The following is a 14,046-nucleotide window of genomic DNA, read 5'->3' on the forward strand; positions in this document are numbered from 1 at the left end:
GCATTCATGAAAACAATATCAAAGTATTTATTTCTACTGATAAGTCTATCTCTAATAAGTTGTGGTGGCAATGAAGAAAAAGCGAAGAAGCAATTTTCTTATGAAAACGAAAAAATGGAGCATACAGGTTCTAATAGCAACTCAAAACAAGATAAAAGTAAAAAAAACTTAGACTTAAACAACAAAGGTATTGGTCCTGTAAAGGCCTTATCTATTCCTGTTGACATAAACAAAACTTTGGCGAAAGCAGGCAAAACCATTTTTAAATTGAAATGTGCCTCATGCCATAGAACACATAAAAAATTCACTGGTCCCCCAATGCATGGTATTCTGGACCGTAGATCTCCTGAATGGGTTATGAACATGATTATAAACCCTTTAGAAATGATTAAAAAAGACCCCTTAGCAAAAGCTGCATTTTTAGAATATAACTCCGTCATAATGCAAGATCAGCAAATTTCTGAAGACGATGCTAGAGCGCTTTTAGAATATTTCAGAACTTTAAAATAATCACTTTTACTATTAAATACACTGCATTGGCAAATTTAACCCTGGGCTGAAAACGCGCCTAACAAATGTCATGTTTTACCAAAACGTAATTCGATATTTTTGAATTGAAATAAAAAAGATGTTTTTGTCTTTTTTAAATTTTAATCAAATTATATGTTAACTATAGAAAACAAAACTGTAGCCGAGGTCGTTGCTGAAAACATAAAAACAGCTCACATATTTAAGAAACATGGTATAGATCTTTGCTGCGGAGGGGGCGTCTCAATAGAAAAAGCCTGCAATAAAAAAGACCTTGACTTCCAACAAATAAAATCAGAACTACTAGAAGTTGATAAGGTTCCAAAAGCTTATGACTATAATTCTTGGCATTTAGATTTTTTAATAGACCATATAGTCAATATTCATCATAGCTACGTTAAAGAATCTATTCCATTACTTCTTCAATATTCCAATAGGGTAGCTCATGTGCATGGTCATCATTATGCCGAAGTTGTGCAAATAAATACCCTTTTTACAGAAGTTGCCAATGAATTGGGTGCGCATTTAGAAAAAGAAGAACTCATTTTGTTTCCTTATATCAAAAAATTGCTTCAATTTGAGAAAGAAGGCGCCAAGCCAACAATACCGCCTTTTTCAACGGTTAATAACCCCATTAAAATGATGGAAACTGAACATGAATCAGCAGGCGATATTTTCAAAGTCATTGCACAACTTAGCAACAATTATACCCCACCAGATGGCGCTTGTAATACGTTTAAAGCCCTGTATGCCAAACTAGATGAATTTGAACAAGACTTACATCGACACATACATTTAGAAAATAATATTTTACACCCAAAAGCAATTCAACTAGAAAAATCTTTTGAATCACTTTAAGTCTAAAAAAGTTTGGTTTAGGAATACATATTCCTAAACCAAACTTTTTGCCATTCACGTTTCAAAATTAAAAATGAAACCTCTTCAGATAGTTTTAAAACGTCTTCACCGTCTAAGGCCCTAACCTGACTTTCAGAAACGTCTATGATATACAGTAAGTTAAGATACTCTGTAAACTTCTCTTGAATTAATTTAAAAATCGTTTCGTGAAGCAAGAGTTTTAAACTAGAAGGCAAAACATCTTCATGCAAATCTAAATCAATATTTGCCAATTTAAAATCCTTATTTAACTGGAAAACAAGCTTTTTGTACAAATCCAATTGATTTGCTTCAGTTATTAATTGGTCAAATGACATGGGCATCTGCATAATCGAGATATTATTTTGGCCAAATAGGCTATTAAACTGTCCTATTCATCAAGCCATTACCAAAGGTTCTTAGCAATTCCTTTTTATCTTCAGAAATATTAAGTGATTCTAACACCGAAAATGCCTCATTGGTATACAATTGAATAGCTTCTTTTGTTGCGTTGGCTGATCCTGAATTCACGAAATATTCTTTGGCCTGCTCAATTTTGGCATTTACGTCATTTATATCTGAAGAAAACAACTTTATTAATGACTCTTGGTCACTTTGATTTAAAAATTCTAAAGCCTTTAAATACAAGTATGTTTTTTTATTCTCAATAATATCACCACCAACCTGCTTACCAAAGGTTTTTGGATCGCCAAAAGCATCCAAATAATCATCCTGCAATTGAAAAGCAATTCCTAAATGTCGCCCAAATTCATATATGTTTTCTTGATCTGCTTTAGAAGCTTCTGCTACAATAGCTCCCATTTTCATGGCCGCCCCTACCAAAACTGCCGTTTTGTATTCAATCATTTTTAAATACTCAGGTATAGTGACATCATTTCTAGTTTCAAAATCAACATCATACTGCTGACCCTCACAGACTTCCAATGCTGTTTTACTGAATAACTTGGCCAAATCCTGAAATATATGAGCTTCATAATTTTCAAAAAGTTGGTATGCCATTATAAGCATAGCATCACCAGAAAGAATACCTGTATTTACATCCCATTTTTCATGCACAGTGGTCTGTCCGCGTCTTAAAGGTGCGTCATCCATAATATCATCATGAACAAGTGAAAAATTATGAAACACCTCAATACTTAAAGCTGCATTGAGACTTTTTTTATACCCGCCATTAAAAATATCAGCTGTCATTAAAGTCAATACTGGCCTAAGTCGTTTTCCTCCTAGATCCAAAATATAAGAAATTGGCTCATAAAGGTTTTTAGGTTCTTTAACTGCTGAATAATGTTCTAAAAACTGAATAAACTCTTGTTGGTATTTTTCTATTGAAAGCATCGGGCAAAAATAAAGCAATTCCCCATATCTTTTAAATAGAAAGTAAAATTTAGTGTTAAGAAATCATTAAAACTTAGGAAACTTTTTAGGTTTTTAAAGTTTCCCGTTGTAGATTTGCCCCTGTTTATGAGAAATAAAATTTTAATTGGCGCTTCAGAATTGTTTTTAACCCTTGGTTTTAAGAGTGTTACAATGGATGATATTGCAAATAATTTAGGCATATCTAAAAAGACCATTTATTTACATTTTGACAATAAAACCAAATTAGTTGAAGCTACCACCATGCATTTATTCGGATGTATTTCTGAGGGCATCAATCAAATATGTGCTTTAGAAAAAAATCCTATTGAAGAAATTTACAGTATCAAGCAATTTATTATGGAGCACTTAAAGGACGAAAAGTCCTCTCCGCAATATCAATTGCAAAAGTACTATCCTAAAATATGCAATACCCTAAAAGGCAAGCAATTTGAAGTGATGCAAACTTGTGTTATTGACAATCTTAATAGAGGCATAGAACAAGAACTCTATAGAAAAACCATTGATGTCCATTTTGTGTCAAGAATATATTTCAGCATTATGTTGGCCATAAAGGATAAAGATTTATTTCCCGAGAAACAGTTCTCAATGCATATGCTCATGAGTAATTATTTGGAATATCATCTTAGAGGTATTTGCACACCAAAAGGACTAGAGACATTAAACAAATTTATAACATCAAATCAATCATAAAATGAAAATCAAGCTAATTCTAGGTTTTAGTTTACTCTTTGTATTAAAAGGTTTCACTCAGGAAACCGAAGAGACTAAGTCTAGATTCACCCTGCAAGAGGCTATTGAATATGCTATTGTGCATAACAGAAACGCTAAAAACGCTTCAAGAGATGTTGAAGCCGCATACAAGCAAAAATGGGAAACCATTGCCATTGGATTACCTCAATTAAATGGTCAAGTGGATTACCAAAACAATATTAAACAGCAGGTTAATGTGATTCCTAGTGATTTTGAAGATCCAGATTCACCATTAGTTCCCGTAGTTTTTGGAGCAAAACAAAACCTTTCGGCATCAGCGTCATTAAGTCAACTTATTTTTGATGGCTCTTATATCGTTGGTCTACAGTCAGCAAAAGTATTTTTAGAAATATCAAAAAACGCCAAAGAAAAAACAGATCTTGAAGTTAGAAAAGGGACCATTGATGCTTACGGCAATGTGCTATTAAGCGAAGAAACCGTCTCTATATTAAAGGAAAACAGAGCTACTCTTCAAAAAAACCTAGACGAAATTACCAAGATATTCGAAAATGGTTTAGAGGAAGAAGAAAGTGTAGAGCAATTAAAAATCACATTAGCTGATATTGAAAGTGCTTTAAACAGAAGCGAGCGCGTTAAATCTGTTTCATTACAGATGTTAAATATGACTATGGGACTTGATATTAATCATCCTACTATACTGCTTGATAACCTTGAAACTCTTACGGCGCGCAATGTGGACTTAGGTTTAATATCCGATCCATATTCCGTTGAAGAAAATATAGACTATAAAATTGCCGAAAACGATAAAACCTCAAAAGAGCTCTTAATAAAATTAGCTAAAAGTGATGCCATGCCCTCTATAAGTGCCTTTGTAAATGGTGGTTATAATTCCTTTGGAGATAGCTTTACCTTTTTCGACAAAGGACAAGACTATTTTGGTTTTGCCGTTTTTGGTGTAGGCATGAGTATTCCCATTTTTAGTTCTGGTCAACGAAGTGCCGCAACACAGCGTGCAAAAATTGATTTCGCAAAAGCAGAAGACGATTTAATTGAAACGGAACAACGTATAAAATTAGATATTGCAACAGCGCAAAGTGATTATCAATATTCTATTGAAGACTACTCCAACAAAAAAGAAAATTTAAATTTATCTGAACGCATTGAAGCTAAAAATCAAACTAAATTTTTTGAAGGTATAGCCTCTAGTTTTGATTTAAGACAAGCACAAATTCAATTATATACGGCTCAGCAAGAATTCCTTCAGGCCATGCTTGACGTTATCACGAAAAAAGCAACATTAGAAACCTTATTAAATCGCATCAATCCATAGACTATTTAGTCAAAAACAAATACCATGAAAACTATATATACATTAGTACTTACAACTCTTCTTTTAACTTCATGTGGTTCTGAAAGTAAAAAATCCATTGAAGATATAATTGCAACTAATGATTTAGAACTAATCAGAAAAAGAAAAAGTGAATTAGATGCTAAAAACAATGAAATCGTTGCACAGATAAAACAACTGGAAAAAACGATACGAACGTTAAATCCTCAAGCCAAAATACCTTTAATAACAACTATTAAAGCTAAAAATTCTGAATTTAAACACTTTGCTGAATTACAAGGAAGTGTTAGCACAAAACAAAACTTAGTCATTCACCCTGAATTTGCAGGTATCTTAAATGAAGTTTATGTTAAGGAAGGACAGAAAGTAAAAAGAGGAGAACTTCTAGCTAAAATTGATGATGGTGGTTTGAGTCAACAATTGTCGCAATTAAAAATTCAAACAGAGTTAGCAAAAACAACATTTGAGCGTCAAGACCGTCTTTGGAAACAGAAAATAGGCAGTGAAATACAGTATTTACAGGCTAAAGCAGCTTATGAAGCACAATTACAAGCTAGTAATCAATTAGAACAACAAGTTGCTAAAACTGAAGTAAGAGCCCCTTTTTCAGGAACTATTGATGATGTGATTACAGACCAAGGAAGTGTTGTATCTCCTGGACAATCAGAATTGTTTAGAATAGTTAACCTTGACAACATGTACATAGAGACTGAAGTTCCTGAACGCTATGTTTCAGACATTACTAAAGGGAAAAAAGTGAAAGTATATTTCCCCGTTTTAGGAAAAGAAATAGATACTGAAGTAAGACAAGCTGGAAATTTCATTAATCCTGCCAATAGAACGTTTAAGGTTGAAATAGCGATACCTAATAAGGACAAATCAATAAAACCAAATTTAACGGCTAGACTTAAAATTAACGATTATTCAAATGATCAAGCGATACTTATTCCGCAAAGTATTATTTCTGAAAACGCCCTAGGACAGCAATATGTGTATACCATAACAGATAAAGTGGATAACAAGGCCAAGGTAAAGCGTGTCATTATTGAAACTGGTAAAACGCAGGGTGATAACATTGAAGTAGTCTCAGGAATACATGATAACGATGAAATCATTAATGAAGGTGCTCGAAGTGTAAAAGAAGGTCAAGAGGTGAAAATTCTTGAAATTGAAAACGCCAAATAATCCTAAAGACTATCCAAGCAATGACTAAAAATAAAAAAAAGAAAAACGTTAATAAGGAGTTTGGGCTTTCCTCGTGGGCTATCAACAACAAAACAACCATGTATGTTTTGATTGCCCTAATACTATTTCTTGGTGCTGGCGCTTATTTCAGTATGCCAAGGGAAAACTTCCCTGAAATCAAGGAGACAAAAATTTATATCAGTTCCGTTTACCCAGGAAATACGGCAGAGGATATTGAAAAACTAATAACCGACCCTATTGAGGACAAATTAAAAACGGTTAGTAATGTAGTTGAAATCACCTCAACCTCTCAAGAAGATTACTCTATTGTGATTGTTGAATTTGACGAGAACATAGGCGTTGAAGCAGCCAAACAAAAAGTAAAAGACGAAATTGATTCTGAAACGGCAAGTGAAGATTGGCCTACATTTAATGGTGCAAAAGTAGAGCCTAATGTGTTCGACTTAAGTATGTCAGAAGAAATCCCTATCCTTAATATTAATATATCTGGTGACTACCCTGTTGATAGACTGAAAGAATATGGCGAATATCTTGAAGATGAGATAGAAAGTTTACAAGAAATAAAGCAAGTTGATATTAGAGGCGCTCAAGAAAAAGAAGTTGAAGTAGCCGTAGACATCTACAAAATGATGGCTGCTCAGGTGAGCTTTGATGATATTATCAACACCATTAGTAGGGAGAATATGACCATGTCTGCCGGTAATCTAATTACAAGCGGACAGCGAAGAACCATAAGGATTTTAGGTGAGATTGAAGACCCAAAAGAGCTTGAAAATTTCGTTGTTAAGTCTGAACGAAACAACCCTATTTATTTAAGAGATATAGCAAAAGTATCCTTTAAAGATGAAGACAAAACCACCTATGCACGAGAGTTTGGACACCCGGTGGTGATGCTTGATGTTAAAAAACGTGCGGGTAAAAATATGGTGGCCGCTGCTGAACAAATTCAAGTTATTGTTGCCAATGCCATAGAAAATGTTTTTCCACCGGATTTAGAAGTTACTGTTGCTAATGATCAATCTTCAAAAACCATTGGTCAGGTAGACGACTTAGTCAACAACATCATCTTTGGTATTATACTGGTTGTAACGGTACTCATGTTCTTCTTAGGATTTAAAAACGCCTTATTTGTTGGGTTTGCAATCCCAATGTCCATGTTTATGTCGTTAATGATTTTAGACTATTTGGGCTATACCATGAATACCATGATTTTATTTGGACTCATTATGGGTCTGGGTATGCTAGTAGATAATGGTATTGTTGTGGTTGAAAACGTATATCGCTTAATGTCTGAGGGCATGACGCGTGTTGAGGCCGCTAAGAAAGGAATTGGTGAGATTGCTTTTCCAATAATTATATCTACCGCAACAACGGTAGCAGCATTTATACCATTAGGCTTATGGCCAGGAGTTATGGGACAATTCATGATTTATTTTCCTATAACCTTATCTGTAGTTTTAGGTTCTTCATTATTTGTTGCCATTTTCTTCAATTCAGTAATGGTTTCTCAATATATGACTACTGAGGATAAAGACATGCCACTAAAGCAAATCTTTAAAATCTCGGCAATAGTTGGTGGTATTGGTATATTCGTTTTATTTGCCGGAGGTGCCTACAAAGGATTAGGAACTTTAATGATTGTAACGGTTGGTTTATTATGGATCTACAGACTATTTTTAAGAAAATGGGCTAACGGATTTCAAAATAACATCTTACCCCTTTGGGAACGTATTTATGAAAAATCATTACGATTTGCTTTAAGCGGTAAAATGCCTCAAATAATTACCATAGGAACAGTGGTTCTTCTTTTTGTCGCATTTATGGGGTTTGGCATGTCCGTAGGGAGTCAACGAACCAAAGTAGAATTCTTTCCAGATAATACACCAAATCAGATTATTGTTTACATAGAATATCCTGAAGGAACAGATATTCAGAAAACCAATGCCATTACTAAAGATATTGAGCAGCGCGTTTATGCCATTATTAATGATCCAGAATATTTGAATGATAGTGGTTTTAACTTTTTAACAGAAAGCGCGGTATCGCAAGTTGGTGAAGGAGCTGGAAACCCTCAAACTGATGGTGGTTCCGCAGCCGAAATGCCACATCGTGGAAAAATTACCGCTACCATGCGGGAATATAAGTATAGAGAAGGGGCAGACAGTCAAGAATTGCTTAAAAAAGTTCAAGAAGATTTAAAAAACATTTATCCTGGTGTTGCCATTTCAGTTGAAAAAGATGCCGTAGGACCGCCAGCTGGGTATCCTATTAATGTTGAATTAGAAGGTGAAGATTACTCTGAACTTATTGCGACTGCAGAATTAATTCGTGATTTTATCAACTCAAAAAATATTCAGGGTATTGACGAATTGAAAATAGATGTGAACAAATCTAAACCCTCAATGCAAGTACTCGTGGATAGAAAAAAAGCAGGAGAGCTTGGTGTTACCTCTGGGCAAGTTGGTCAGCAATTGCGTAATGCTATTTTTGGAGCTAAAGCGGGGATCTATAAAGAAGATGGTGAGGATTATGATATTTATGTACGTTTCAATGAAGAAACCAGATATAATACAAGTGCCATTTTTAATCAGAAAATCACCTTTAGAGACATGTCTAGCGGTCGTATCAAAGAAGTACCGGTATCTGCTGTGGCCAGACAGAGCAACTCCACGGGATTTAGCGCTATTAAACATAAAGATGTAAAACGTGTGGTTACTTTGTATTCTGCCCTGTCTCCTGGTTACACCGATGCAGGTGCCATAGTTTCTGAAATACAGAATGAAATGCAAGGTTTTACTCAGAAACCGGATTCAGTCAATATTGATTACACAGGACAAATAGAAGAACAAAATAAACAAATGGCCTTTTTAATGGGTGCCTTTTTCACAGGTTTAGGCTTGATTTTCTTCATATTGATTTTCCAATTTAATTCAATCTCTAAACCAGGAATTATCATGCTAGCCATCTTTTTAAGTTTAATAGGCGTTTTTGGCGGTATTGTTGCTACAGGAAGTGCTTTTGTTATTATGATGACTATGATGGGTATTATTTCACTTGCTGGTATTGTAGTAAACAATGGGGTGGTACTTCTAGATTACACCCAACTTTTAATTGATAGAAAGAAAGTTGAGCATGATTTAGAAGAAGATCAATATATTGAGAATAGTGAATTGCTTGAAGCTATTGTAAAAGGTGGAAAAGCACGTTTACGTCCGGTACTGTTAACAGCTATTACAACCATATTAGGATTAATACCATTAGCAACTGGACTGAACATCAACTTTTTTACGTTGTTTACTGAATTTGACCCACATATTTATATGGGAGGTGACAATGTGATTTTCTGGGGACCATTAGCATGGACCGTAATTTACGGACTTTTTATTGCAACCTTTTTAACGCTAATTGTTGTACCAATTTTATTTTATTTAGTCACCAAATTTAAAATGTGGTTATATAAAGATCGCGTAGCGGTTTATGATGAAAAAATAGCGTCATAAAAACCCAAACATATTTTGATTAATTGTTTTTGACTAACTCGATTAATAAGAAAAAGCTTCGATTTAATTATTGAAGCTTTTTCATTTATATAATCATTTAACTTATGTAAATTTGCACCTCAATTTTACAACTATGTACAGGAGTCATAATTGCGGCGAATTAAGAGCGACGCATATAAATACAGAGGTTACTTTATCAGGATGGGTTCAAAAGTCAAGAGACAAAGGTTTTATTGTCTGGGTTGATTTAAGAGACCGATATGGTATAACCCAGTTGGTGTTTGATGAAGAACGCACTTCAAAAGCACTTATAGCACAAGCACAGAATCTAGGACGTGAATTTGTAATTCAAGTTAAAGGAACGGTTATTGAACGTGCATCAAAAAACCCAAATATTCCTACGGGGGACATTGAAATTTTAGTTTCAGAACTAACTGTTTTAAATGAATCTGAATTGCCTCCTTTTACCATAGAAGATAATACCGACGGTGGTGAAGATATCAGAATGAAGTATCGCTATTTAGATATTCGTAGAAACCCCGTAAAAAACAGTTTAATCTTCAGACATAAAGTCACTCAAGAAGTTAGAAACTATTTATCTAATGAAGGGTTTATAGAGGTTGAAACACCTTATTTAATTAAATCAACACCTGAAGGCGCTCGTGATTTTGTAGTACCTTCAAGAATGAATGAAGGGGAGTTTTATGCCCTTCCGCAATCACCACAAACGTTTAAGCAATTGCTTATGGTGGGTGGCATGGATAAATATTTTCAGATTGTAAAATGTTTTAGAGACGAAGATTTACGTGCCGATAGACAGCCTGAGTTTACACAGATAGATTGTGAAATGGCCTTTATTGAGCAAGAGGATATATTAAACGCTTTTGAAGGTTTAACACGTCATTTGTTAAAAGAAGTGAATGGTGTACAAGTGGAGAAATTCCCAAGGATACAATATGATGATGCCATGCGTTTGTACGGAAACGACAAGCCGGACATTAGATTTGGAATGGAATTTGGAGAACTTAATGAAGTGGCTCAACACAAGGATTTTGGTGTTTTTAACAACGCCGAATTAGTAGTTGGAATTGCAGTTCCAGGTGGTAATAGTTATACCAGAAAAGAAATTGACAAATTGATTTCATGGATAAAACGTCCACAAGTTGGTGCATTAGGGATGGTTTACTCCCGTTGTAATGATGATGGCAGCTACAAGTCTTCAGTAGATAAATTCTATGATCAAGAAGATTTAGCCAAATGGGCAGAAGTCACAGGGGCGAAACCTGGAGATTTAGTATGTGTACTTTCAGGAGACAAAAACAAAGTTCGCGCACAATTAAGTGCTTTACGCATGGAATTAGCAGAACGCTTAGGCTTGCGCAAGCCTGATGAATTTGCGCCACTTTGGGTTATGGATTTTCCATTATTAGAATGGGATGAGGACACCGCACGTTACCACGCCATGCACCATCCATTTACATCACCTAAACCTGGGCAGTTAGAATTATTAAAAACAGATCCAGGAGCGGTAAAAGCCAATGCCTACGATTTAGTCTTAAATGGTAATGAAATTGGTGGAGGATCTATAAGAATTCATGATGCAGCAACACAATCTTTAATGTTCGACTATTTAGGATTTACCCCTGAAGAGGCAAAAGCGCAATTCGGCTTTTTAATGGATGCTTTTCAATATGGTGCTCCTCCTCATGGTGGTCTTGCATTTGGACTAGACCGATTAGTTGCCATATTAGGTGGACAAGAAACAATTAGAGACTTCATTGCGTTCCCAAAGAATAATTCAGGCCGGGATGTGATGATAGATGCTCCTGCTCCAATTGATGACCAGCAGCTAACTGAACTTAGTTTAAAACTTAATTTAAAATCATAAAATTAAATCCTGCTTCGCGCAGGATTTTTTAGTAATTTTAAACATGCCTTTTACCACAAAAAGCCTATTACGTAAATTTTTAATCTGGAAGTACAAACATATTTCTGAACGCCAGTTTATTTATCTGCTTAGTATTCTAGTTGGTTTTTTGGCGGGTATGGGAACCGTGGTACTTAAAAACCTTACCTATTACATCCGGCATTTTTTTAGTTTATATATTTTTCAGGATTACCAAAGCACCTTATACTTTATACTTCCAATTATAGGTTTGTTACTTGTTTATATTATTAAACAAACCTGGCTAAAGAAGCACATTGGACATGGTATTTCGTCGACACTCTATGCCATTTCAAAACTTAACGGTATTATTCCTAGATATAATATTTATGCCGCTCTAATCACAGCACCACTTACTGCAGGATTTGGTGGTTCGGTAGGTTTGCAAGGCCCCGCAGTAAGTGTAGGTTCTGCATTAGGATCAAATGCTGCACGCCTGTTTCATATGAACGTAAAAACAAGGATGCTATTAATAGGGTGTGCAGCAGCAGGAGCCATGGCTTCCATGTTTAAAGCACCTATTGCTGCCATTATTTTTGCTGTTGAAATTTTTAGTTTAGATATAGCATTTACCTCACTTGTACCGTTATTACTCGCTTCAGTTTCTGCGGTAGTAACCTCTTACCTATTTTCAGGTACTGATGTATTATTAAGGTTTGAATTGACTGATAAGTTTGTAGTAAATGATATTCCATTTTATGTATTACTTGGTTTAGTCACTGCTTTTGCATCCGTATATTTCTCAAAAGTATTTTTCGCTATTACTAATTTTTTCAAGCAATTTGAAAGCAGGGCAAAACGACTGCTTATTGGAGGTCTTGCCATAGGGTCCATGCTTTATGTTATCCCGCCACTTTATGGTGAGGGTTATGGTATAATGAATAATCTTTTAAAAGGCGATCACTTGGCGGCCATTGGGAACACGCCTTTTAATTTTGAGCTATCAAATATTTGGATGGTTATTGGACTATTACTAGGAATTGCTGTTTTTAAAGCCATTGCCATGACTACTACTTTTGGAGCTGGTGGTGTTGGCGGTGTATTTATCCCTACCTTGGTTATGGGTAGCGCTATAGGCAATGCCTTTGCTAAAATCATCAACAATTTGGGCTTAGATTTTCACGTTTCAGAATCTAATTTCACATTGATAGGAATGACTGGTTTAATGGCAGGGGTACTCCATGCGCCACTTACAGCCATTTTCTTGATTGCAGAAATCACGGGAGGCTATGAATTATTTGTACCACTAATGATAGTTTCGGCCATTTCATTTGCCGTTACCAAATACTATGTTTCTCATTCCATATACACCTTAAAGTTAGCTCAGCGTGGTGAGTTAATGACGCATGATAAGGATCAAAATGTCCTCATGGTTTTAGATATGGATAAAGTTATAGAGACCAATTTTATCATTTTAAAACCGGAAATGAAACTGGGAGAGATTCTTACTAAGGCTGTTGCAAAATCATCAAGAAATCATTTTCCGGTGGTTAATGATGACCATGAGTTTCTTGGCGTTATTCGTTTAGACGATATGCGACACATGATGTTTGATACCGACCTTTATGACAAGGTAAAAGCCTCTAGCCTTATGCATGCCGACCATGGCATTATAAATTATGATGATGATTCTATGAATGATGTGATGAATAAATTCAAAACCAGTGGCGCTTGGAATCTACCTGTTGTAAAACGCGGTAAGTATTATGGTTACATTTCAAAATCAAAACTACTCACGGCGTACAGACAACAACTCATAAATTTTACGAAATAACGTATCAGGAAGTTCTAATGAAATATATAATTACCTTATTAACTATTGCTGCATTCACAAGTATCATTCTAGGTTTTAGTTTAGATGTGATGTACTCAGAAAAACTGATTGGTTTTGGGGTTGCTGGGCTATTTCTAATTGTTTTTCCTTTATTTTCATACTACCGTTGGAAAGGAAAAGACCCTAAAGACTACATGCTCACCAAAGAGAATTTAGACAAAATGCGTGATAGTCAAAAAAAGAAAAACCATTGAAAATTAAATAAATTAAAGCAGGTAATGACGCCAAAAGCATTTAAAAGGAATAAGTCTAATTAAGATTGCGTTTCCCTGCAAAAAAACGCTTTAATAAAGAGGCGCCTTCAACTTCTAAAACACCACCAATAATTTCTGTTTTCGGATGTAGCTTAGTTTTCAAATTAATGCAACCACGTTCTAAATCTCTAGCACCATAAACAATTCTTGAAATCTGACTCCAATACAATGCCCCTGCGCACATTTGACAAGGTTCTAGGGTAACGTATAGTGTACAACCTTTTAAATATTTCCCACCAAGAAAATTAGCTGCTGCGGTAATAGCTTGCATTTCTGCGTGGGCCGTAACATCAGTTAAGGTTTCTGTTAAATTATGCCCTCTAGCTATAATTCTTCCATCAATAACCACAACTGCACCCACAGGAATTTCACCTTTTTCATATGCGGCTTCAGCCTCGTGAAGCGCTTTTTTCATAAAATAGGTATCATCAAAAGGTTCTATCATG

The 14,046-nt window shown here is 35.1% G+C and carries 12 protein-coding genes; 9 read left to right on the top strand and 3 right to left on the bottom strand.

The window, feature by feature from the left end; genetic code table 11:
* Nucleotides 1–6: 6 nt before the first annotated feature.
* Together IE051_RS05040 and ric are read left to right on the top strand one after the other, a co-directional pair.
* On the top strand, nucleotides 7–510 hold the full coding sequence (locus IE051_RS05040; RefSeq protein WP_189359684.1) for a c-type cytochrome: 504 nt from the start codon (nucleotides 7–9) through the stop codon (nucleotides 508–510).
* A 153-nt stretch (nucleotides 511–663) separates the two neighbouring features.
* The gene (ric, locus tag IE051_RS05045; RefSeq protein WP_189359685.1) at nucleotides 664–1,386 is read left to right on the top strand and encodes an iron-sulfur cluster repair di-iron protein; all 723 of its coding nucleotides are present in this window, start codon (nucleotides 664–666) and stop codon (nucleotides 1,384–1,386) included.
* Nucleotides 1,387–1,403: 17 nt separating this feature from the next.
* Here ric and IE051_RS05050 read toward each other — a convergent pair whose 3' ends face one another.
* The gene (locus IE051_RS05050; protein ID WP_373294332.1) at nucleotides 1,404–1,742 is read right to left on the bottom strand and encodes a hypothetical protein; all 339 of its coding nucleotides are present in this window, start codon (nucleotides 1,740–1,742) and stop codon (nucleotides 1,404–1,406) included.
* Nucleotides 1,743–1,785: 43 nt separating this feature from the next.
* On the bottom strand, nucleotides 1,786–2,760 hold the full coding sequence (locus IE051_RS05055; RefSeq protein WP_189359687.1) for a polyprenyl synthetase family protein: 975 nt from the start codon (nucleotides 2,758–2,760) through the stop codon (nucleotides 1,786–1,788).
* Nucleotides 2,761–2,886: 126 nt separating this feature from the next.
* Between IE051_RS05055 and IE051_RS05060 the strand changes: the two genes are divergently transcribed.
* From IE051_RS05060 to IE051_RS05090, 7 genes are all read left to right on the top strand, one after another.
* A complete protein-coding gene (locus tag IE051_RS05060) occupies nucleotides 2,887–3,492 on the top strand; it encodes a TetR/AcrR family transcriptional regulator (protein WP_189359688.1) in 606 nt (201 codons plus the stop codon).
* A 1-nt stretch (nucleotide 3,493) separates the two neighbouring features.
* A complete protein-coding gene (locus tag IE051_RS05065; RefSeq protein ID WP_189359689.1) occupies nucleotides 3,494–4,843 on the top strand; it encodes a TolC family protein in 1,350 nt (449 codons plus the stop codon).
* Nucleotides 4,844–4,867: 24 nt separating this feature from the next.
* Nucleotides 4,868–6,046, top strand: a complete 1,179-nt coding sequence (locus IE051_RS05070; RefSeq protein ID WP_189359690.1) for an efflux RND transporter periplasmic adaptor subunit — start codon at nucleotides 4,868–4,870, stop codon at nucleotides 6,044–6,046.
* A 20-nt stretch (nucleotides 6,047–6,066) separates the two neighbouring features.
* Nucleotides 6,067–9,567: an efflux RND transporter permease subunit gene (locus IE051_RS05075; RefSeq protein WP_189359691.1), complete on the top strand. Its 3,501-nt coding sequence runs from the start codon at nucleotides 6,067–6,069 to the stop codon at nucleotides 9,565–9,567.
* A 133-nt stretch (nucleotides 9,568–9,700) separates the two neighbouring features.
* Nucleotides 9,701–11,455, top strand: coding sequence for an aspartate--tRNA ligase (aspS, locus tag IE051_RS05080; RefSeq protein WP_189359692.1), 1,755 nt, complete (start codon nucleotides 9,701–9,703; stop codon nucleotides 11,453–11,455).
* A 43-nt stretch (nucleotides 11,456–11,498) separates the two neighbouring features.
* Nucleotides 11,499–13,286, top strand: a complete 1,788-nt coding sequence (locus IE051_RS05085; RefSeq protein WP_189359693.1) for a chloride channel protein — start codon at nucleotides 11,499–11,501, stop codon at nucleotides 13,284–13,286.
* Nucleotides 13,287–13,303: 17 nt separating this feature from the next.
* Entirely contained in the window at nucleotides 13,304–13,540 is a 237-nt protein-coding gene (locus IE051_RS05090) for a hypothetical protein (RefSeq protein ID WP_189359694.1), read from the top strand.
* Between the two features lie 55 nt (nucleotides 13,541–13,595).
* Here the strand turns inward: IE051_RS05090 and IE051_RS05095 are convergent, their stop codons facing one another.
* Nucleotides 13,596–14,045: a nucleoside deaminase gene (locus IE051_RS05095; RefSeq protein ID WP_189359695.1), complete on the bottom strand. Its 450-nt coding sequence runs from the start codon at nucleotides 14,043–14,045 to the stop codon at nucleotides 13,596–13,598.
* Between the last annotated feature and the right edge of the window lies 1 nt (nucleotide 14,046).

The organism is Algibacter mikhailovii (assembly GCF_014651495.1).
GTDB classification, from domain to species: Bacteria; Bacteroidota; Bacteroidia; order Flavobacteriales; family Flavobacteriaceae; genus Algibacter_E; species Algibacter_E mikhailovii.

Excerpts from the sequence above, each read along its gene's own strand:
- IE051_RS05040 (WP_189359684.1), top strand. The coding sequence starts at position 7 with ATGAAAACAATATCAAAGTATTTATTTCTACTGATAAGTCTATCTCTA.
- ric (WP_189359685.1), top strand. The coding sequence starts at position 664 with ATGTTAACTATAGAAAACAAAACTGTAGCCGAGGTCGTTGCTGAAAAC.
- IE051_RS05050 (WP_373294332.1), bottom strand. The coding sequence starts at position 1,742 with ATGTCATTTGACCAATTAATAACTGAAGCAAATCAATTGGATTTGTAC.
- IE051_RS05055 (WP_189359687.1), bottom strand. The coding sequence starts at position 2,760 with ATGCTTTCAATAGAAAAATACCAACAAGAGTTTATTCAGTTTTTAGAA.
- IE051_RS05060 (WP_189359688.1), top strand. The coding sequence starts at position 2,887 with ATGAGAAATAAAATTTTAATTGGCGCTTCAGAATTGTTTTTAACCCTT.
- IE051_RS05065 (WP_189359689.1), top strand. The coding sequence starts at position 3,494 with ATGAAAATCAAGCTAATTCTAGGTTTTAGTTTACTCTTTGTATTAAAA.
- IE051_RS05070 (WP_189359690.1), top strand. The coding sequence starts at position 4,868 with ATGAAAACTATATATACATTAGTACTTACAACTCTTCTTTTAACTTCA.
- IE051_RS05075 (WP_189359691.1), top strand. The coding sequence starts at position 6,067 with ATGACTAAAAATAAAAAAAAGAAAAACGTTAATAAGGAGTTTGGGCTT.
- aspS (WP_189359692.1), top strand. The coding sequence starts at position 9,701 with ATGTACAGGAGTCATAATTGCGGCGAATTAAGAGCGACGCATATAAAT.
- IE051_RS05085 (WP_189359693.1), top strand. The coding sequence starts at position 11,499 with ATGCCTTTTACCACAAAAAGCCTATTACGTAAATTTTTAATCTGGAAG.
- IE051_RS05090 (WP_189359694.1), top strand. The coding sequence starts at position 13,304 with ATGAAATATATAATTACCTTATTAACTATTGCTGCATTCACAAGTATC.
- IE051_RS05095 (WP_189359695.1), bottom strand. The coding sequence starts at position 14,045 with ATGATAGAACCTTTTGATGATACCTATTTTATGAAAAAAGCGCTTCAC.